The sequence below is a fragment of the Pigmentiphaga sp. CHJ604 genome, assembly GCF_036972535.1.
GTDB classification, from domain to species: Bacteria; Pseudomonadota; Gammaproteobacteria; order Burkholderiales; family Burkholderiaceae_B; genus Pigmentiphaga; species Pigmentiphaga daeguensis.
Map to the genome: position 1 here is coordinate 2,367,870 of NZ_CP136998.1, position 19,589 is coordinate 2,387,458.

At 66.7% G+C, this 19,589-nt stretch carries 14 protein-coding genes; 5 read left to right on the top strand and 9 right to left on the bottom strand.

Annotation, left to right across the window (positions count from 1 at the left end):
• Window positions 1-69: 69 nt before the first annotated feature.
• Together R4823_RS11425 and R4823_RS11430 are read right to left on the bottom strand one after the other, a co-directional pair.
• Window positions 70-972, bottom strand: a complete 903-nt coding sequence (locus R4823_RS11425) for a ChaN family lipoprotein (RefSeq protein WP_338618695.1) — start codon at window positions 970-972, stop codon at window positions 70-72.
• Window positions 969-2,000: a ChuX/HutX family heme-like substrate-binding protein gene (locus tag R4823_RS11430; protein WP_132980347.1), complete on the bottom strand. Its 1,032-nt coding sequence runs from the start codon at window positions 1,998-2,000 to the stop codon at window positions 969-971. The genes R4823_RS11425 and R4823_RS11430 overlap by 4 nt, the downstream gene beginning before the upstream one ends.
• 152 nt (window positions 2,001-2,152) lie before the next feature.
• On the opposite strand from R4823_RS11430, the gene ilvD reads away from it, so the two are divergent.
• On the top strand, window positions 2,153-4,042 hold the full coding sequence (ilvD, locus tag R4823_RS11435; RefSeq protein ID WP_132980346.1) for a dihydroxy-acid dehydratase: 1,890 nt from the start codon (window positions 2,153-2,155) through the stop codon (window positions 4,040-4,042).
• A gap of 83 nt (window positions 4,043-4,125) precedes the next feature.
• Here the strand turns inward: ilvD and R4823_RS11440 are convergent, their stop codons facing one another.
• Window positions 4,126-4,530 (bottom strand): helix-turn-helix transcriptional regulator, encoded by a 405-nt coding sequence (locus tag R4823_RS11440; protein ID WP_087839512.1) that lies wholly within the window; start codon window positions 4,528-4,530, stop codon window positions 4,126-4,128.
• Between the two features lie 148 nt (window positions 4,531-4,678).
• Between R4823_RS11440 and R4823_RS11445 the strand changes: the two genes are divergently transcribed.
• Window positions 4,679-5,005 (top strand): hypothetical protein, encoded by a 327-nt coding sequence (locus R4823_RS11445; RefSeq protein WP_132980345.1) that lies wholly within the window; start codon window positions 4,679-4,681, stop codon window positions 5,003-5,005.
• Here the strand turns inward: R4823_RS11445 and R4823_RS11450 are convergent.
• The 5 genes from R4823_RS11450 to R4823_RS11470 all read right to left on the bottom strand — a co-directional run bounded on the left by R4823_RS11450 (window position 4,975) and on the right by R4823_RS11470 (window position 12,091).
• Window positions 4,975-7,119 (bottom strand): M3 family metallopeptidase, encoded by a 2,145-nt coding sequence (locus tag R4823_RS11450; protein WP_338618699.1) that lies wholly within the window; start codon window positions 7,117-7,119, stop codon window positions 4,975-4,977. The two genes, R4823_RS11445 and R4823_RS11450, sit on opposite strands and share 31 nt — an antisense overlap.
• A 200-nt stretch (window positions 7,120-7,319) precedes the next feature.
• Window positions 7,320-8,162, bottom strand: coding sequence for a bifunctional methylenetetrahydrofolate dehydrogenase/methenyltetrahydrofolate cyclohydrolase FolD (gene folD / locus R4823_RS11455; RefSeq protein WP_132980344.1), 843 nt, complete (start codon window positions 8,160-8,162; stop codon window positions 7,320-7,322).
• A gap of 78 nt (window positions 8,163-8,240) precedes the next feature.
• Window positions 8,241-8,954, bottom strand: coding sequence for an FMN-binding negative transcriptional regulator (locus R4823_RS11460; RefSeq protein WP_338618701.1), 714 nt, complete (start codon window positions 8,952-8,954; stop codon window positions 8,241-8,243).
• Window positions 8,955-9,089: 135 nt separating this feature from the next.
• On the bottom strand, window positions 9,090-9,713 hold the full coding sequence (locus tag R4823_RS11465) for a response regulator transcription factor (RefSeq protein WP_087839517.1): 624 nt from the start codon (window positions 9,711-9,713) through the stop codon (window positions 9,090-9,092).
• Window positions 9,713-12,091 (bottom strand): PAS domain S-box protein, encoded by a 2,379-nt coding sequence (locus R4823_RS11470; protein ID WP_132980343.1) that lies wholly within the window; start codon window positions 12,089-12,091, stop codon window positions 9,713-9,715. The genes R4823_RS11465 and R4823_RS11470 overlap by 1 nt, the downstream gene beginning before the upstream one ends.
• A gap of 270 nt (window positions 12,092-12,361) precedes the next feature.
• Here R4823_RS11470 and aceE point away from each other — a divergent pair, with 270 nt between their 5' ends.
• The 3 genes from aceE to lpdA all read left to right on the top strand — a co-directional run bounded on the left by aceE (window position 12,362) and on the right by lpdA (window position 18,684).
• Window positions 12,362-15,076, top strand: coding sequence for a pyruvate dehydrogenase (acetyl-transferring), homodimeric type (gene aceE, locus R4823_RS11475; RefSeq protein ID WP_087839518.1), 2,715 nt, complete (start codon window positions 12,362-12,364; stop codon window positions 15,074-15,076).
• A 112-nt stretch (window positions 15,077-15,188) separates the two neighbouring features.
• Window positions 15,189-16,856 (top strand): dihydrolipoyllysine-residue acetyltransferase, encoded by a 1,668-nt coding sequence (gene aceF, locus R4823_RS11480; RefSeq protein WP_338618705.1) that lies wholly within the window; start codon window positions 15,189-15,191, stop codon window positions 16,854-16,856.
• A 10-nt stretch (window positions 16,857-16,866) separates the two neighbouring features.
• Window positions 16,867-18,684 (top strand): dihydrolipoyl dehydrogenase, encoded by a 1,818-nt coding sequence (gene lpdA, locus R4823_RS11485; RefSeq protein ID WP_338618707.1) that lies wholly within the window; start codon window positions 16,867-16,869, stop codon window positions 18,682-18,684.
• Between the two features lie 96 nt (window positions 18,685-18,780).
• Here the strand turns inward: lpdA and R4823_RS11490 are convergent, their stop codons facing one another.
• Window positions 18,781-19,494, bottom strand: a complete 714-nt coding sequence (locus tag R4823_RS11490; RefSeq protein WP_338618709.1) for an SDR family NAD(P)-dependent oxidoreductase — start codon at window positions 19,492-19,494, stop codon at window positions 18,781-18,783.
• Window positions 19,495-19,589: the final 95 nt, after the last annotated feature.

Consider the following 19,589-nt stretch of genomic DNA (forward strand, 5'->3'; position numbering starts at 1 on the left):
GAGCGCGGCCGTGGCCGCGCCCGTTGGTCGAGGGGATCCCGGTATTCTAGGCCGCGCTTCCGTGAGGGCCTAGCGGCCCGGGACCTGGAACGCCTTGCACGGATCTTCGCGCGGCGCGGGCGGAATCACGATGTCGCGGTCGTAGGCAGCCGCCGGCGCGGGCTGTTCGGTATAGCCCACCGACAGGATGGTGCCGGGCTGGAGCCAGCGCGGCACGCCGATGTCGCGGCGGACATGGCCGTTGCCGGCCAGCAGGACGACAGGCCGCTGGGCGGCAGCGCCGGGTACGCGCGCGGCGCTGGCGATCGCGCCGGCCATCACGGCGTCGCGCGCCAGCTGGGCTATGGCCATCCCGCCCAGCATGGACGGGGGCAGGGCGCCGCAATGGGCCTCGGCCACTTCCTTGCGCTGCGCCGCCAGCAGGTCGGGCGGAGGCGAGAGCAGGCCGAGCCGGCGCAATTCATCGGTATCGAACAGGGCGGCGGGGCCTTGTTTCATGACGGTGCCCGCATCGGCGCGCGACAGGTTGGCGGCGACCACGGGCAGCTTCTCGCGCAGCGCCAGCTCCAGGACGGGGCGGTAGTGCGCCCAGTCCCACCCCGTCTTGGCCGGCGCCGCGGCCTGGATCACGCAGTCGGCGCTGGTACAGGTGCGCATGGCCCGGTCCAGGTCGGCCTGCCGTTCGCGATCGAACTGTTCCATGGCGATGGCCGGCCGCCAGCCCGCGCGCACCGCGCGCGCGAGCGCCTGCAGGCGCTGGCGATGGCCCTGGGCGTTGTCATGGACTTCGCCCAGCAGCACGACCTGGTGGCGCGGCAGCTCGGCCGCGAGCGAGACGACGGCGGCGTCGTCCCTGCCGGGCAGCCACGAGCATCCGGCCAGCAGCAGGGCGGCGGTGGCGCCGGCCAGCGGCAGCAGCCCGGACGCGGTGCCCGCACCGCGCCGCGTCGGCGTGCAAGCGCGGGCCGTCATGCCGCGGGCCGGGGTGTGCCCGGCGCGATGGCGGCCAGCCCGTCGGCCAGCGCGGTCCACGCCGCCAGCTCGGGCTTGCCCGGCTTGCGTTCGCCGAAGAACTGCACGATCAGCGAACCTTCGGCGTCATAGCATTCCAGCGAGGTCACGATGCCGTCCACCGTGGGCTTGCGCACCAGCCAGGCCTCGGTGAACAGGTCCATGCGCAGATGCAGGTTGAAGCCCGGATCCAGCACGTTCAGCCACGGGCCCATGGGGGCGATGCGGTGGACCGGCCCGGTGTGGATCTGTACGCATCCGGCATTGCCGACGAACACCATGATGGGCAGCCCCGATCCGGCGGCCGAGTCCAGCACGGCATCCACGGCGCCGACGCCGACCTGCCGCGCGAACTCGGGGGGAGCGAGCCGCAGTGCCTGCGTACGTTCCACGCCATGCCGCCGCAGCAGGCCGAAAAACTCGTGGGTGTCGCGCAGTTCGCGCCATTCCTGGCGGAAGGTATCGACGTCGACGTCCTGGTCGGCCTTGCGCTCGGGGGCCGGCCGTGGTTCCGGCGTGACCGGCTGCGCGCTGTCGGCGTGCGCCGCCAGCAGGGCCTCGAACGCGGCGCGGTCGGTGCCCTCGGCCACATAGATCTTGTGCACCGCCTCGCCCTGCTGGTCGAACACCTGCAGGCTGGGGCGCTCGCCCCCCACGGCGTAGGCGTGCCGCCACTGCGACAGGAACAGGCGCAGGTCGATCTCGGGGTTCAGGGCCAGCCCCATCCTGCCTTCGACCTGGACGTGGTCGTAGACCCCGGTCTTTTCGTGGACGGCGGCCTCGTTGCGTGTCAGCGCCAGCAGTGGCCCGGCCGCCTTCAGTCCGCCCAGCAGCGTGGCCCAGTCGGGCTTGAGCCGGGTCGCGGACGGATCGGCTGCGACCAGCTCGCCTTCGCTGGCGCCGATGCGGGCGGCCGCGTCACGCATGCGCAGCTTGGGCTGCTCGGCCTTGAGGGCCAGGTAACGTTGCCAGAGGGTGGTTGCTGTCATGCGGGGAACCTTGGGACGGGGAAATGGTCGTAATGATAATGATTTTTATTAATGAAGGTAAGGCGCGGGCCGCATGATGGGGAGGGCGGGGCGACAAAAGGCCTTTCCGCCCTATACTAGAGTGTTTCGTCATTTTCCTTGCGAGTCCCGCCATGCCGCAATACCGTTCCCGTACCTCCACCCATGGCCGCAACATGGCCGGGGCACGTGCGCTATGGCGCGCGACCGGCATGAAGGACGGTGACTTCGGCAAGCCCATCGTCGCGGTCGTCAATTCCTTCACCCAGTTCGTGCCCGGCCACGTGCACCTGAAGGACCTGGGCCAGATGGTCGCCCGCGAGATCGAGGCCGCCGGCGGCGTCGCCAAGGAGTTCAACACCATCGCGGTGGACGACGGCATCGCCATGGGGCACGGCGGCATGCTGTATTCGCTGCCCTCGCGCGAGCTGATCGCCGACTCGGTCGAGTACATGGTGAACGCGCATTGCGCCGACGCCATGGTCTGCATCTCCAACTGCGACAAGATCACCCCGGGGATGTTGATGGCCGCCATGCGGCTGAACATTCCGGCCGTGTTCGTGTCGGGCGGCCCCATGGAGGCCGGCAAGGTCATCGAGGCCTACCATCCCGCCCAGGACGTGAACGGCCAGAAGATCATCAAGGTGGACCTGATCGACGCCATGATCAAGGCCGGCGACCCCACCGTGTCGGACGAGGACGTCGAGAACTACGAGCGCTCGGCCTGTCCCACGTGCGGGTCCTGCTCGGGCATGTTCACCGCCAACTCGATGAACTGCCTGACCGAAGCGCTGGGGCTGTCGCTGCCGGGCAACGGCACGCTGGTGGCCACCCACGCCGACCGCAAGGACCTGTTCCTGCGCGCCGGCCGGGTCGCCGTCGAACTGTGCCGCCGCTATTACGAGCAGGACGACGCTTCCGTCCTGCCGCGCAACATCGCCACCAAGGCGGCATTCACCAACGCGATGGCGCTGGACGTGTCCATGGGCGGCTCGACCAATACCGTGCTGCACCTGCTGGCCGCGGCGCAGGAAGGCGGCGTGGATTTCACGATGAGCGACATCGATCGCATCTCGCGCCACGTGCCCTGCCTGTGCAAGGTCGCGCCCGCCACGCAGCAGTACCACATCGAGGACGTGCACCGCGCCGGCGGCATCATGGCCATCCTGGCCGAGCTCGACCGCGCGGGCCTGCTGGACACCTCGGTGTCCACCGTGCACAGCAAGACCCTGGGCGAGGCCATCGCCGCGAACGACGTCAAGACGAACGCCGACGAAGCCGTCCATGCCTTCTTCCGCGCGGCGCCCGGCGGCGTGCCGACCCAGACCGCCTTCAGCCAGGACAAGCGCTTCGACAAGCTGGACCTGGACCGGGCTGCCGGCTGCATCCGCGACAAGGCCCATGCCTATTCCCAGGACGGCGGCCTGGCCGTGCTGTACGGCAACGTGGCCGAGAAGGGCTGCATCGTCAAGACGGCGGGGGTCGATGAAAGCATCCTGAAATTCACCGGCAAGGCGCGCATCTTCGAGAGCCAGGAAGACGCCGTGGACGGCATCCTGGGCGATACGGTGCATGCCGGCGACGTGGTCATCATCCGCTACGAAGGCCCCAAGGGCGGCCCCGGCATGCAGGAAATGCTCTATCCGACCTCGTACATCAAGTCCAAGGGCTTGGGCAAGGCCTGCGCCTTGCTGACCGACGGCCGCTTCTCGGGCGGATCCTCGGGCCTGGTGATCGGCCATGCTTCGCCCGAGGCGGCCGAGGGCGGTGCCATCGGGCTCGTGGAAGAGGGCGACATCATCGAGATCGACATTCCCAACCGCCGCATCAACCTGCGCGTGGACGACGCGGAACTGGCCAGGCGCCGCCAGGCGATGGAAGCCCGCGGCGACAAGGCCTGGCAGCCGCTCGATCGCCAGCGCGTGGTGTCGCAGGCGCTGCAGGCGTACGGGATGATGGCGACCTCCGCCGACCGCGGCGCGGTGCGGGACATCTCGCAATTGAAGGCCCCGCGCGCCCGCTAGGGAAGCCCGGAAGCCCGGCTTCGAAAAACAGACGGCCTCGCTTTCAGGAGCGAGGCCGTTTTCGTTTTCGGCGCAGCGGCCGGTCAGGGGGCGGGAGGCGGAACTTCCTTGGCAGGCGTTCCCTGTTCTTCCTTTTCCACGCGATTCAGCAGCTTGGCGAACTCGATCACCAGCCTGCGGCTGCGCGCGTCCAGCGTGGCGAAGCTGCGGCGCAGGGCGCGTGTGTCGTCGGCGTAGGGCAGCTCGTCGCCGTCACGCAGCTCCGAGGTGGCGGGAAGCACGCGGACGTTCTCGACCAGGGCATAAAGATCGGTCACGCCCACGTTCATGGCCCGGGCGATGTTCTCCAGGCGTACGATGGACGGCTTCTGCTTGCCGGTCTCGATGCGGGAAAGATTGCCGGCATCGGTTCCGACTTCCATGGCGACGGCCTCGAGCTTGAGCCCGAGTTTCTCGCGCGTATATCGGATCGCCGAACCTATGTCCATGGCGTGATTGTCCGAATGCCTTGCTCTGCACGCAAAGCGTGAGACGCAAATTATTCGTGTATATTTTGCGTAAAAAGCAAAACGAATCATTGCGCCAAGCGGGAGAAGCGTGGGTCAGGCCCTCCCGAGGCGACGGGGGTTGCGTGCCATGCAAACACACCAAGGCGTGACGGAACTGCTGGTACTCAGCGGGATCGACCAGGACGGCCACATCGCGTGGCTCTTCGTGCCGCGCGGCTGGGACATCGCCGCGCTGGAACAACTGTTCCCCTTCTCGGGCCATGCCCTCGCGCGGCGACGCCATGTGTTGATCGCGGTGCCGATCGCCCGCGAACTGGCGCAGCGGTACGGCACCCGGCCCTTGCTCGAGTTCCCGGACACGCCGTCGCTGCACAGCCTGCTTTCCGAAGGCCTCGCGGCGGTGAAGCTGCTGATCGCGCGCGATCAGGACACGGCATCGGCCATGCCGCTGTGACGCAGCAGGGCCTCGATGCTGGGATCCCGGCCGCGGAAGGCGCGGAACGACTCGATCGCGGGCCGGCTGCCGCCCACTTGCAGGATCTCCCGCAAGAAGCGTGCCCCGACCTCGGGCCGTAGCGTATCCTCGGTCGCCGCGTCCTCGAAAGCCGCGTAGGCGTCGGCGGACAATACTTCCGCCCACTTGTAGCTGTAGTAGCCGGCCGAGTAGCCGCCGGCGAAGATGTGGCTGAAGGTGTTGATCCAGCGCGAGACCTCCGGCTGGGGCAGCACGTGCATGCGGTCGTTCACCGCGCGCGACAGCGCCAGCACGCTTTGCTGGCCGTCGGGATCGTAGTCGGTGTGCAGGTGCATGTCGGTGGCGGCCAGCACGACCTGGCGCAGCGTCATCAGCCCGCCCTGGAAGTTCTTGGCGGCGACCATCTTGTCGTACAGGGCGCGGGGCAGCGGTTCGCCCGTTTCCGCGTGCGCGGTCATCTGTTCCAGCACCGCCCATTCCCAGCAGAAGTTCTCCATGAACTGGCTGGGCAGTTCGACCGCATCCCATTCCACGCCGTTGATGCCCGACACGCCCAGGTCTTCCATCTGCGTGAGCATGTGATGCAGGCCGTGGCCGCATTCATGGAACAGGGTGATGACTTCGTCGTGCGTGAACAGCGAGGGCTTGCCGCCGCTGGGCGGCGTGAAATTGCAGACAAGGTAGGCCACCGGTGTCTGCAGTTCGCCGCCGGGGCGGCGATAGCGGGTGCGGGCGTCGTCCATCCATGCGCCGCCGCGCTTGCCGTCGCGCGCGTACAGGTCCAGGTAGAACTGCGCCAGCAGCGTGCCGGCGGCCGATTCCACGCGGAAGAAGCGCACGTCGGGATGCCAGGCCGGGGCGTCGTCCGGGCGGATGCGGACCGAGAACAGCGTCTCGATCACCTTGAACAGGCCCGCCAGCACCTTGGGTTCGGGGAAGTATTGCTTGACCTCGTTTTCCGAGAAGGCGTAGCGTGCCTGGCGCAGTTTCTCGGACGCATAGGCGATGTCCCAGGGCTCGAGTTCGGCCAGGCCCAGCTCGGCGGCGGCGAATTCCCGCAGCTCGCGCAGGTCGCGCTCGGCATAGGGGTGCGCGCGCTCGGCCAGCTCGGCCAGGAATTTCTGCACCTGCTCGGGCGTATCGGCCATCTTGGGCACCAGCGACACCTCGCCGTAGTTGGCATAGCCCAGCAGGCCCGCTTCCTCGCGGCGCAGGCGCAGCAGGTCCAGCATGATGGCGGTGTTGTCCCACTCGGCCCGACCCTGTCCGTATTCGGGACCAAGCTCCGAGGCGCGCGTCACGTGCGCCTTGTACATGGTCTCGCGCAGGGCGCGGTTGTCGGCGTATTGCAGTACCGGGAAATACGAGGGGAAGTGCAGGGTGAACTTCCAGGCCGGCGCTTCGTCCGGGGCTTCGCCTTCCTTGGCCGGAATCTTCCGGGCGGCTTCGCGCGCCGCTTCCTTCACGTCCTCGGGCAGTCCGGCCAGTTCGGCCTCGTCGCGCACGATCAGCGCATAGGAGTTGGTGGCGTCCAGCACGTGGTCGGAGAAAGCCTTGGACAGCGTTGCCTGCTGTTCCTGGATCTCGGCGAAGCGAGGCTTGGATTCCTCGGGCAGCTCGGCGCCGCCCAGGCGAAAGCCCCGCAGCTCGTTCTCGATCAGTTTCTTGCGGGCCGGCGTCTGCTGCTGGAATTCCTTGCTGGCCGCCAATTTCTTGTAACGCTCGTACAGCGCCTGGTTCTGGCCCAGGCCGGCCCAGAACTCGGTCACGCGCGGCAGGTTCTCGCCGTAGGCGGCACGCAGCTCGGGCGTATCGGCCACCGCGTTCAGGTGTCCCACCACGCTCCAGGCCCGCGACAGCCCCTCGGTGCCTTCATTTAGCGTCTCGACCACGCTGTGCCAGGTAGCCGGCGCATCCGCGGCCTGGTCCGCCTCCAGCTTGTCCACCGCCTTCTGCGCCCGCTCCAGCAGGGCCGTGATGGCCGGTGTGATGTGCTCCGGCCGGATGGCATCAAACCGGGCCAGGCCCGACAGGTCCATGAGCGGATTGCCGGCCAGGGCGGAGGAAGAGGAAAGGTCGGACGCTTGCGCCATGGGGAAACTCCTGAATGCTGACTGTGCCCCGTAGATGGGGGCGAAAAAAGGAAACACCAGGGGAGGGCACCATCCCGGGAACAGGGGGACAAGAACGCCGCCCCTTGCCAGCCTGTTGGTTTCCAGGATGCGGTGGATCCGGCTCCGCCGGTCCGCCCGCATCGCCCCCTGGGGGGCGCCCGAAGGGCGTAGGGGGGGGCCTACCCCTCAGCAGATTCCAGCGTATTGGCCAGCAGCATCGTGATCGTCATCGGGCCGACGCCGCCCGGGACCGGGGTGATCCAGCCGGCCACTTCCGAGACGCTGGCGAAATCGACGTCGCCGCATAGCTTGCCGGCCTCGTCGCGGTTGATGCCCACGTCGATCACCACCGCGCCGGGCTTGACCATGTCGCCGGTCAGCGTGTTGCGGCGGCCCACGGCGGCCACCACCACGTCGGCCTGGCGGGTATGGTAGGCGAGGTCGGGCGTGCCGCTGTGGCATATCGTGACCGTGGCGTTGGCCTGCAACAGCAGCAGCGCCATGGGCTTGCCCACGGTGTTGCTGCGGCCGATGACCACGGCATGCTTGCCGCGCAGATCGTAGCCGGTGCTTTCGATCAGCTTCATGCAGCCGTAGGGCGTGCACGGACGGAAGCCTTTCAGTCCCGCCATCAACTCGCCGGCGCTGAGCACGGAGTAGCCGTCCACGTCCTTGCGGGTGGAAATGGCCTCGATCACCTTGTGCGGGTCGATGTGCCTGGGCAAGGGCATCTGCACCAGGATGCCGTGGATGGCGGGATCATGGTTGAGCAGGTCGATGCGGGCCAGCAGCTCGGCCTCGGTCATCGTGGCCTCGTACTTCTCCAGCACCGAATGGAAGCCCGCGTCGTGGCACGCCTTGACCTTGTTGCGCACGTACACGTGCGAGGCCGGATCGTCGCCCACCAGGATCACCGCCAGGCCGGGACGCCTGCCCTGGCGCGTGAGTTCGGCGGCGCGCTGGGCGATGTCGGAGCGGATCTGCTTGGAGAGTTCGTTGCCGTTGATGAGGCGTGCGGGCATGGCGGTCTGAAGGCAAAGAGGAGTGGGGGAACGAGGGCGCGGACGCCTGGGGCATTTTAGCGCACGGGGGCCGACGCTTCAGCCAGGCGTGCCGGTTTCCACCGCCGTCATCACCGCCGCCACGGCCCTGTCCCCATCCTGTCCGGACGCTTCCAGGCCAGCCACCACGCTCCGCCGGTCGGCCTCGCTGCGGTTCTGGCTCATCTTCCACTTGGCCTGCAGCCGCGCGATGGGCATTTCCAGTCCGACGATGGCCGCCAGCCTTTCCTGCAGGAAGGCCGGCGGCGCGTCGCTCATCTTCCACGGGGCGTCGCGGCCCTGCTCGAACATCCGCGTCAGCCGGCCCACCATGCCGGCCACCCAGCCGGGATCGTCATGCACGATGATCCGGCCGCGGGCATGCACCACGGCGTAGTTGTAGGTGGGCACGACTTCGTGGGTCGTGCGCTTGGTTTCGTACAGGCTGGGCGATACGTAGGCGCTGGGGCCCTGGAAGACGACCAGGCTCTCGGCCTGGGAATCCGCCAGTTCCCGCCAGACCGGATTCGCCCGTGCCACGTGGCACAGCAATGTGCCATGCGGACCGCGGTCGGGATCCAGGATGAAGGGCAGGTGGTTGGCGTCCAGCCCTTGCGGTCCCGCCGTCACCAGCATGCCGAGCGGACAGGCGCGTATCAGGTCGCGGATCCTGTCCGTGCCGGTCTGCTCGAAATGCGACGGCAAATACATAGTTACCTTGGTGTCGAGCGGCAGGAGAGCAAGAACACGGTGCTTCGCGCCGAGAGAACTCATCCAGACCCGGGATGCGGTGGATCCGGCTCCGCCGGTCCACCCGCATCGCCCTGCGGGACCCGGCCCCCTTGGGGGGCTGCCGCGTAGCGGCTGGGGGCCCCCACCATTCCGGGCACGCGTAAGCGCGTAGGGGGATTATCCCTGCGGCCGATGGTGCAGGGCCACCTTCATCAGGTCGGCCACGGTCGTGACCTGCAGCTTTTCCATGATGTTGGCGCGATGCGCCTCGACGGTCTTGATGCTGATGCCCAGGTCGTCGGCGATCTGCTTGTTCAGGCGGCCGGCCACGATGCGTTCCAGGACCTGCTGTTCGCGCACGGTCAGCCGGGCCAGCAGGGCCTCGTGGCCGCGCCGGGTGGCTTCGTCGGCCGCGCGGGAATGGGCCTGCTCCAGCATGTTGGCGATGATCTGGCGCAGGTCCGCTTCGTTGAAGGGTTTTTCCAGGAAATCCACCGCGCCTTTCTTCATGGTGGAGACCGCCATGGGCACGTCGCCGTGGCCGGTGACGAAGACGATGGGCAGGGTGGACTTGCGGGCGAGCAGTTGTTCCTGGAGCTCGAGCCCGGTCATGCCCGGCATCCGGACGTCGGCGATCAGCACGCCGATCACCTCGGGGTCGTACTCGGCCAGGAAGCGTTCCGAACTCTCGTAGGCCCGTACCCGGTAACCGTTGGCTTCGAGCAGCCATCGGAGAGAATCTCGCACGGCTTCGTCGTCGTCGACTATGAAGACCGTGCTGGATTGGGGCGTATTGCTCATCAGGTAAGCTCCTTGGGTGCGGATTCCAGTTCGGGGGCGGGTCCGGTCGGCAGGATCGGACGTACCCACGGAAGCGTGAACTTGAAGATCGTGCCTCCGGCGGGATTGGCTTCGGCCCACAGCCGGCCGTGGTGGAACTCGATGATCGTGCGGCAGATGTTCAGGCCCATGCCCATGCCTTCCGACTTGGTGCTGTAGAAAGGCTCGAACAGCCGTTCGGGGTCGGCCAGCCCATGGCCGGTATCGGTGACTGCCACTTCAACCATGTCGTCGCGCACGTTCGCTTCCACCAGCAGTTCCCGCCCCTCTGAATCCTGCATGGCCTCCAGGCCGTTTTTCATCAGATTCAGGACCACCTGTTCGATCAGGATAGGATCGGCAAGAACGTCCGGCAACTGTTCGGGTATTTTTTGAATGATATCGATCCGCCGGGTCCGGGACTCGATCCCGGCAAAACCGACCGCATTATCCACGATCGTGGGCAGGCTGACCCGCTGGCGCTTGGGCTCGCTCCGCTTCACGAATTCGCGTATGCGGCGGATGATCATACCTGCACGCTGGGCCTGTGCGGTGGTTTTTTCCAGGGCCGGCAGCAATTTGGCCGGATCGGTATCGCCGGCGCGTACCAGCGCCACCACGCCCATGCTGTAGTTGTTGATGGCCGTCAGCGGCTGGTTCAGCTCGTGCGCCAGCGACGAGGCCATTTCGCCCATGGTGATCAGGCGGCTGGTGAGCTGGATCTTCTCCTGCTGGGCGCGGGACGCTTCCTCGGAGGCCCGGCGCTCGGTGATGTCGCGCGCCACCTGCATGCGCACCCGGCGTCCGTCCACCCATTGCAGCATGCGATGGCGCACCTCGAACCAGCGGTGCGTGGACGAGGAATACACTTCGATTGCTTCATCGGTGAAACGGCCGCGCCGGCCGGCGGACAGTTCGTCGTGCCCGGTGGGCTGCGAACCCAGCACGCGGCGGTAGGTCTTGTTGGCGAACAGCAGTTCCGAGCCCTTGGGGGTCTCGGCCGTGACCGAGATGGCGTCGTCCAGGCCCTCGAGCACGGTCATGAAGCGTTCGTGGGCGGCGGCGAGGGCCTCGCGGATGCGCTTGGGCTCGGTGATGTCGGTCATGGACGTCATCCACCCGGTCTGCACGCCACGCTGGTCCAGCAGCGGCGACACGTACATCCGCGCGAAGAAGATCGAGCCGTCGCGCCGCTGCGCCTCCATCTCGAAGCCGCTGCTGGGGGCGTTGCCCGACAGCAGCATCTCGGTGTTGCGCCACTGGGCGGCATGGTCGCCCTGGGGCCAGTAGGGGTAGGGCGGCGGCCGGCCCAGCAGGTCGGCCTCGTCCCAGCCCATCATCCGGCAGAAGGCCGGGTTCACATAGGTAATGCGGCCTTCCATGTCCAGCACCCGCATGCCGGTCAGCATGGAGTTCTCCATGGCGCGGCGGAAGGCGGTCTCGGCGATCAGGGCCTGTTCGGCCTGGGAACGGAAGCGCGTGTGGCGCCACAGCGCGAACAGGCTCCATATGATGACCGCCGACAGCGACACCACGACCCAGACCAGCATGGTCTGCGAGGTGTCGGTTTGCGTGCGGTAGCCGCGCGCGCTCAGCATCATGCCGTTGCCCGGCGGGTCCAGCGGCACTTCGTAGGCGTTGATGGCGCCCTTGTCCGCGCGCGACGACGAGGACACCAGCGGCATCTCGTTGCCGTCCAGGATGGAAACCTTGTACTTGCGCTGGGTCTCCTGCGGGATCAGGTGCTGCAGGATGGCGTCCACCGAATACACCGTGGCCAGCGTGCCCAGGAAGCGTTCGTCCTGGAACACCGGCACGTACAGGTCCAGGTAGACCTCGTTGTACTGCCCCCGGTAGGGGCGGGAATACGCCGGCCGGTGCTCGTCGCGGGCGATCTCGAAGGCGCGGAAGGCCTCCGGCTCGGCCGCGCCGGGGGCGCTCATGCGGAAGGTCTGGCCCGCGCGCCGGTCCGGCGTCGAGACCCAGACCGCCTTGCGGTCGGCGTTGATCCAGGCCACGTGGATGATCTCGGGATGCTCGACCTGCAGTTCCCGGGCATCGTCCAGGAAGCGGCCCTCGGTCATGCTGGTGCGCACCAGGTCGCGTCCCAGCGCGCCCATGCGGTCGCGCGCCGCCAGCATGCGCAGGCGCATCGATTGCTGCGCCCAGTCGACGTCCCGCACCAGCGTGCCGTAGCGCTGGGCGTCGTCGCGGGCATCCAGCCACCACAGGATCGAGCCCATGACGCAGACGAACAGCCCCAGCGCGATGGCGGGCGTCAGCCAATACCAGCTGCGCCGGCGCAGGCGCCCCAGATCCTTGAACGGGGCGGGAATATTGGAAGGATGAACGGTAGACATGAAGAAAGTTTACGCACAGTGTGGTGCGTTCGGAGGCCCGCTGTTTTATTGCAGCGCAGAATGCTTTTATCCGGGTTTCGTGTTAGATTTCACATTGTGGTAAATGATATCGTAAAGCGAAATTTTTATTGCATGGAAGGCTTCCTGCCTTCTAGAATCGCGCCGGAGTTGCGAGGGCCCTAGTTTTACATAGGCGAAGGCCGCCAACAGCGACTTAACCCTCGGATGGCTACGAGCCGTCCGGATGTCACAGAGACTCAGGAGACAGGCATGTCCGCTCTTCCTCAGGTCGGGGCCGGTATAACCGCCGCCAACGACGAAGATACCCTGGAAACCCAAGAATGGCTCGAAGCCCTGGAAGCGGTCCTGGATCGCGAAGGCCCTGAGCGCGCGCATTACCTGCTGGAACGCCTGATCGACCTGGCCCGCCGTTCCGGCGCCTACATCCCGTTCTCGCCGAACACCGCCTACGTCAACACCATCCCGCCGCACATGGAGCCGGCGCACCCGGGCAAGCTGGACCTGGAAAACCGCATCCGCTCGTACATCCGCTGGAACGCGATGGCCATGGTGGTCAAGGCCAACCGGCTGCATCCGCCCGATGGCGGCGACCTGGGCGGCCACATCGCCTCGTTCGCCTCGCTGGCGACCATGATCGAGACCGGCCAGAACCACTTCTGGCACGCCGAGACCGAAAACCGCGGCGGCGACCTGGTCTACTTCCAGGGCCATTCCTCGCCCGGCGTGTACGCCCGCGCCTTCCTGGAAGGCCGCCTGTCGGAAGACCAGCTCAACCATTTCCGCCAGGAAGTCGACGGCAAGGGCCTGTCGTCCTACCCGCATCCGAAGCTGATGCCCGACTTCTGGCAGTTCCCGACCGTCTCGATGGGCCTGGGCCCCCTGATGGCCATCTACCAGGCCCGTTTCCTGAAATACCTGCACGCCCGCGGCATCGCCGACACCAGCAACCGCAAGGTCTGGGTGTTCTGCGGCGACGGCGAAATGGACGAGCCCGAGTCGCTGGGCGCCATCAGCCTGGCCTCGCGCGAAAAGCTGGACAACCTGGTGTTCGTGATCAACTGCAACCTGCAGCGCCTGGACGGCCCGGTGCGCGGCAACGGCAAGATCATCCAGGAACTGGAAGGCGAATTCCGCGGCAGCGGCTGGAACGTCATCAAGCTGATCTGGGGCGGCTACTGGGATCCGCTGCTGGCGCGCGACAAGGAAGGCATCCTGCGCCAGATCATGGAAGAGACCGTCGACGGCGAATACCAGGCCTACAAGGCCAACGACGGCGCGTTCGTGCGCGAGAACTTCTTCGGCAAGCACCCCAAGCTGCTGGAGATGGTCAGCCGCATGAGCGACGAGGACATCTGGCGCCTGAACCGCGGCGGCCATGACCCGCACAAGGTCTACGCCGCGTTCGACGCCGCGCAGAACAGCCAGGGCCGCCCGACCGTCATCCTGGCCAAGACCATCAAGGGCTACGGCATGGGCGCCGCCGGCGAGTCGCGCAACCCCGCGCACCAGCAGAAGAAGCTGGACGACGACATCATCCGCGCCTACCGCGACCGCTTCAACATCCCGGTGCCGGACGACAAGCTGGGCGAACTGCCGTACTTCAAGCCGTCCGACGAATCGCCGGAAATGAAGTACCTGCACGAGCGCCGCCAGGCCCTGGGCGGCTACCTGCCGCACCGCCGCCAGAAGGCCGACGAGCACCTGCCCGCGCCGGCGCTGTCGACCTTCCAGGCCGTGCTCGATCCCACCGCCGAGGGCCGCGAGATATCGACCACGCAAGCCTTCGTGCGCATCCTGACGCAACTGCTGCGCGACAAGACGCTCGGCCCGCGCGTCGTGCCCATCGTGCCCGACGAATCGCGCACCTTCGGCATGGAAGGCATGTTCCGCCAGATCGGCATCTACGCCCACGAAGGCCAGAAGTACGTGCCCGTGGACAAGGCGCAGGTCATGTACTACCGCGAGGCGGAAGACGGCCAGATCCTGGAAGAGGGCATCAACGAAGCGGGCGCGATGAGCTCGTGGATCGCCGCGGCGACGTCCTACTCGTCGAACAACCGTATCATGGTGCCGTTCTACATCTATTACTCGATGTTCGGCTTCCAGCGCATCGGCGACCTGGCCTGGGCCGCCGGCGACATGCAGGCCCGCGGCTTCATGCTGGGCGGCACCGCCGGCCGCACGACGCTCAACGGCGAAGGCCTGCAGCACGAGGACGGCCACAGCCACCTGATGTCGGCCACCATCCCCAACTGCGTGTCGTACGACCCGACCTTCGCGCACGAACTGGCGGTCATCATCCAGAACGGCCTCAAGCGCATGGTGGAAGACCAGGAAAACGTCTTCTACTACATCACGGTCATGAACGAGAACTATGCCCAGCCGGGCCTGAAGGCCGGCGACGAAGAGGGCATCATCCGCGGCATGTACCAGTTGAAGAAGAGCGAGGCCAAGGCCGAGCATCGCGTCCAGCTGCTGGGTTCGGGCACCATCCTGCGCGAAGTCATCGCCGCCCAGGAACTGCTCGAGAAGGACTGGGGCGTTGCCGCCGACGTCTGGAGCGTGACCAGCTTCACCGAGCTGCGCCGCAACGGCCTGGACGCCGATCGCCACAACCTGCTGCATCCGACCGAGAAGAAGGCCCAGGTCGCCTACGTGACCGAAGTGCTGGAAAAGACCGAAGGTCCCATCGTCGCCTCGACCGACTACATGAAGTCCTTCGCCGACCAGATCCGTCCGTTCATCCCCAGGGGCCGCACCTACAACGTGCTGGGCACCGACGGGTTCGGCCGTTCCGACTTCCGCGCCAAGCTGCGCGAACACTTCGAGGTGGATCGCCACTTCGTCACGCTGTCCGCCCTGAAGGCGCTGGCCGACGAAGGCAAGATCCCGGTGAAGAAGGTGGCCGAGGCCATCAAGAAGTACGGCATCAACCCCGAGAAAGCCAACCCTCAACACGCGTGATCGATGGCCGGGATGGGTAAGATAGGGACTGCCCCTGTCTTGCCCGCCCGGCCGGCGCGCGCCTGCCTGCGGCGGGGGCGCCGGTGGGGTCCGGCTTTCTGGAGACTACAGAATGAGTAATGTGAGCGAGCTGAAAGTCCCCGACATCGGTGATTTCAGCGAAGTCGAAGTGATCGAGATCCTGGTCTCGGTGGGCGACACCATCAAGGCCGAGCAAAGCCTGGTCACGGTCGAGTCCGACAAGTCGTCCATGGAAATCCCGGCCGCCGCCGGCGGGGTGGTCAAGGCCATCAAGGTCAAGGTCGGCGACAAGGTCAGCGAAGGTACGCCGCTGGTCGAGATCGAAGCCGCCGGCGGCGCCGAGGCGCCCCAGCGGGAAGCGGCGCCTGCCAAGGCCGAAGCGCCCGCCGCCGTGCCCGCCGCCAAGCAGGAAGCCGCGCCGCAGGCCGCGCCGGCCGCCGCGCCCGCCCAGGGCGGTGGCGAGGAAACCGTGGTCGTGCCCGACATCGGCGACTTCAAGGACGTCGAAGTCATCGAACTGCTGGTCAAGGCCGGCGACAAGGTCTCGGCCGAGCAAAGCCTGGTCACCGTCGAGTCCGACAAGTCCTCCATGGAAATCCCGACCTCGGTCGCAGGCGAAGTCACCGAGGTGCTGGTCAAGGTCGGCGACAAGGTATCCAAGGGTAGCCAACTGGTGAAGGTCAAGACCGGTGCCGCCGCCGCTGCCGCGCCGGCCGCCAAGGCCGAGAGCGCGCCGGCTCCCGCCGCCAGGGCCGAGGCGCCGGCGTCCGCCGCGCCGGCTGCCGCGCCCGCGGCCAAGCAGCCGCCCGTGCCGGCCGACTCCGCCGTCGAACACGCGCCTTCCAAGGCCCATGCCTCGCCGTCCGTGCGCAAGTTCGCGCGCGAACTGGGCGTGGACCTTTCCAAGGTGTCCGCCACCGGTCCCAAGGGCCGCATCACGCCCGACGACGTGCGCAACTTCGTCAAGAAGGCCCTGGCGGGCGGCGCCGCCGCAGCGCCCGCGGCCGCCGGCGGCTCGGGCTCCGGCCTGGAAGTGCTGGCCTGGCCCAAGGTCGATTTCGCCAAGTTCGGCGAAGTCGAGGCCAAGCCGCTGTCGCGCATCAAGAAGATCTCCGGCGCCAACCTGCACCGCAACTGGGTGATGATCCCCCACGTCACCAACAACGAGGATGCGGACATCACCGACCTGGAAGCCTTCCGCGTCCAGCTCAACAAGGAAAACGAGAAATCCGGCGTCAAGGTCACGATGCTCGCGTTCCTGATCAAGGCCGTCGTCTCGGCGCTGAAGAAATTCCCCGAGTTCAACGCCTCGCTGGAAGGCGACAACCTGATCCTGAAGAAGTACTTCCACATCGGTTTCGCCGCCGACACGCCCAACGGGCTGGTGGTGCCGGTCATCCGCGACGCCGACAAGAAGGGCGTCCTGGAGCTGGCCAAGGAAACCTCCGAACTGGCCAAGAAGGCGCGCGACGGCAAGCTCTCGCCCTCGGAAATGCAGGGCGGCTGCTTCTCGATCTCGTCGCTGGGCGGCATCGGCGGCACCAGCTTCACGCCCATCATCAACGCGCCCGAAGTGGCCATCCTGGGCGTCAGCCGTTCCACCATGAAGCCCGTCTGGGACGGCAAGCAGTTCGTGCCGCAACTGACGCTGCCCATGTCGCTGTCGTACGACCACCGCGTCATCGACGGCGCCGCCGGCGCCCGCTTCAACGCCTACCTGGCCTCGGTGCTGGCGGACTACCGCCGCATCCTGCTGTAAGGAGCCCGAGATGGCGATAGAACTCAAGGTACCCGACATCGGCGACTTCAAGGACGTCGAAGTCATCGAGATCCTGGTGGCCGTGGGCGACACCATCAAGGCCGAGCAAAGCCTGATCACCGTCGAATCCGACAAGTCCTCCATGGAAATCCCCGCCGCGCAGGGCGGGGTGGTCAAGGCCATCAAGGTCAAGGTCGGCGACAAGGTCAGCGAAGGCTCGGTGCTCGTCGAGGTCGACGCGGCCGAAGGCGCCGCCGCGGCCAGCCCGGCCCCGGCCGCGGACGGCAAGTCGCGTACCGGTTTCCCCAAGGTCGAAGTGGCGCCCGCCGCCATGCACGAACTGGGCGAACCGACCTCCGACAAGCCGGATCCCGACCCCGTCCCGCTGCCCGCCGCCGCCAGCTTCGGCGGCAAGGCCGACCAGAGCTTCGACGTCGTGGTCCTGGGCGCCGGCCCCGGCGGCTACTCCGCCGCCTTCCGCGCCGCCGACCTGGGCCTGAAAGTGGCCCTGGTCGAACGCTATTCGACCCTGGGCGGGGTCTGCCTGAACGTCGGCTGCATTCCCTCCAAGGCCCTGCTGCATACCGCGGCCGTGGTCGAGGAAGCCGCCAAGATGGCCGAGCACGGCATCACCTTCGGCAAGCCCGAAATCGACCTGGACAAGTTGCGCAAGTTCAAGGACGGCGTCGTCGGCAAGCTGACCGGCGGCCTGGCGGGCATGGCCAAGGCCCGCAAGGTCACCGTGGTGACTGGCGTCGGCGCCTTCGTCGGCCCCAACCACATCGAAGTGCATGGCAAGGACGGCAAGCAGGTCATCCAGTTCGCCAGCGCCATCATCGCCGCCGGCAGCCAGTCCGTGAAACTGCCCTTTGCCCCGGAAGACGAACGCATCGTCGACTCCACCGGCGCACTGCTTTTGAAGCGCGTGCCCAAGAAGATGCTCATCATCGGCGGCGGCATCATCGGCCTCGAAATGGGCACGGTGTACTCGACCCTGGGCGCCAGGCTCGACGTCGTCGAAATGCTGGACGGCCTGATGCAGGGCGCCGACCGCGACCTGGTCAAGGTCTGGCAGAAGATGAACGAACACCGCTTCGACAACATCATGTTGAAGACCAAGACGGTGGGCATCGAGGCCAAGGCCGATGGCATCTGGGTCACCTTCGAGGGCGAGAAGGCCCCCAAGGAGCCCCAGCGCTACGACCTCGTCCTGCAGGCCGTCGGCCGCAGCCCCAACGGCAAGAAGATCGGCGCCGACAAGGCCGGCGTGCAGGTGGGCGACCGCGGATTCATTCCGGTGGATTCCCAGATGCGCACCAACGTGCCGCACATCTACGCCATCGGCGACATCGTCGGCCAGCCCATGCTGGCCCACAAGGCCGTGCATGAGGGCCACGTGGCGGCGGAAGCCGCGGCCGGCCAGAAGAGCCACTTCGACGCCACCGTCATCCCCTCCGTGGCCTACACGGATCCGGAAGTCGCGTGGGTGGGCCTGACCGAGGACGAAGCCAGGAAGCAGGGCCGCAAGATCACCAAGGGCATGTTCCCCTGGGCCGCTTCGGGCCGCGCCATCGCCAATGGGCGCGACGAAGGGTTCACCAAGCTGCTGTTCGACGAAGAGACGCACCGGATCGTGGGCGGCGGCATCGTGGGTACGAATGCCGGCGACATGATCGGCGAGGTCGCCCTGGCGATCGAGATGGGGGCGGATATGGTGGATATCGGGAAGACCATCCATCCGCATCCGACCCTGGGCGAGTCGATCGGGATGGCGGCCGAGGTGGCGGAAGGGGTGTGTACGGATTTGCCGCCGGTCAGGAAGAAGTAGGGGTGTCGTAGTTTGAAAAAAAGGCCGCACTTTGTGTGGCCTTTTTTGTTTTTTGCGGCAGCCAGGGGAACGGGTGCCTTGATGAGTCGGCCATGATCACCACCGAACGGTTCGACCACAATAGTCGAGGTATTCGAGGCCGGGATGGCCCAGTTTGGTCAGAAGCACGTTCACAACCCCGGGAACACTTTCCTCGATCGACAATCTCCCCTCAGGGCCTCCCAGGTCGGTGCGCACCCAACCCGGCGCGATCAGCAGCATGGCCCGTGGCGTTTGCGCTTGACGCGCGGCAAAGCTGCGCATGAATTGGTTCAAGGCTGCCTTGCTGCCACGGTAAACCTCCCGCTGGCCGGATTCGTTGTCGGCGATACTGCCTTGTCCGGATGACATGACCCCGATCAGGCCGGCCGGCGTGACAAGGTCGGACAAGCGCTCGACCACCCGCATCGGGCTAAGTGCATTGGTGATCATGAGATTCACGAAATCCTCCGTCGAGACCTCACCGATGGTCTGAGTCGGGTCAGGATTGGTCGTCCCGGCATTGACAAACAGAATGTCGAACATCCGGCCGGACAGGCGCTCGTGTAAGGATCGGATCTGCTCGGGTCGGGTAATGTCCAGCATTTCAATGTCGACCCGGTCCGGATGCGCATCGGCCAAATCGTGCAAGAGAGTCCGGCCGCCACCGGCGCGGACTGTGCCCACGACGTGCCAGCCGTTTTTCAGGAATTCGGCCGCCATGGCGTGGCCGAGGCCGCGCGAGGCGCCGATGAGCAGGACGGTGGGGGTGTGAACCGATGCTTGGGGCATGGGATTCTCCTTTTCGCACTATTGAAGCCATGGATTGTCGAACCTGGCTCTAATTTGCACCAGACGCCTGGACTGCAATTCTTGATTGCGCCAGA

Coding starts and splice junctions, on each gene's coding strand:
- R4823_RS11460 (WP_338618701.1), bottom strand. CDS start 8,954: ATGAGTTCTCTCGGCGCGAAGCACCGTGTTCTTGCTCTCCTGCCGCTC.
- lpdA (WP_338618707.1), top strand. CDS start 16,867: ATGGCGATAGAACTCAAGGTACCCGACATCGGCGACTTCAAGGACGTC.
- R4823_RS11450 (WP_338618699.1), bottom strand. CDS start 7,119: ATGGCGCAAGCGTCCGACCTTTCCTCTTCCTCCGCCCTGGCCGGCAAT.
- aceE (WP_087839518.1), top strand. CDS start 12,362: ATGTCCGCTCTTCCTCAGGTCGGGGCCGGTATAACCGCCGCCAACGAC.
- R4823_RS11445 (WP_132980345.1), top strand. CDS start 4,679: ATGCAAACACACCAAGGCGTGACGGAACTGCTGGTACTCAGCGGGATC.
- R4823_RS11440 (WP_087839512.1), bottom strand. CDS start 4,530: ATGGACATAGGTTCGGCGATCCGATATACGCGCGAGAAACTCGGGCTC.
- R4823_RS11470 (WP_132980343.1), bottom strand. CDS start 12,091: ATGTCTACCGTTCATCCTTCCAATATTCCCGCCCCGTTCAAGGATCTG.
- folD (WP_132980344.1), bottom strand. CDS start 8,162: ATGCCCGCACGCCTCATCAACGGCAACGAACTCTCCAAGCAGATCCGC.
- R4823_RS11425 (WP_338618695.1), bottom strand. CDS start 972: ATGACGGCCCGCGCTTGCACGCCGACGCGGCGCGGTGCGGGCACCGCG.
- R4823_RS11430 (WP_132980347.1), bottom strand. CDS start 2,000: ATGACAGCAACCACCCTCTGGCAACGTTACCTGGCCCTCAAGGCCGAG.
- R4823_RS11465 (WP_087839517.1), bottom strand. CDS start 9,713: ATGAGCAATACGCCCCAATCCAGCACGGTCTTCATAGTCGACGACGAC.
- aceF (WP_338618705.1), top strand. CDS start 15,189: ATGAGTAATGTGAGCGAGCTGAAAGTCCCCGACATCGGTGATTTCAGC.
- R4823_RS11490 (WP_338618709.1), bottom strand. CDS start 19,494: ATGCCCCAAGCATCGGTTCACACCCCCACCGTCCTGCTCATCGGCGCC.
- ilvD (WP_132980346.1), top strand. CDS start 2,153: ATGCCGCAATACCGTTCCCGTACCTCCACCCATGGCCGCAACATGGCC.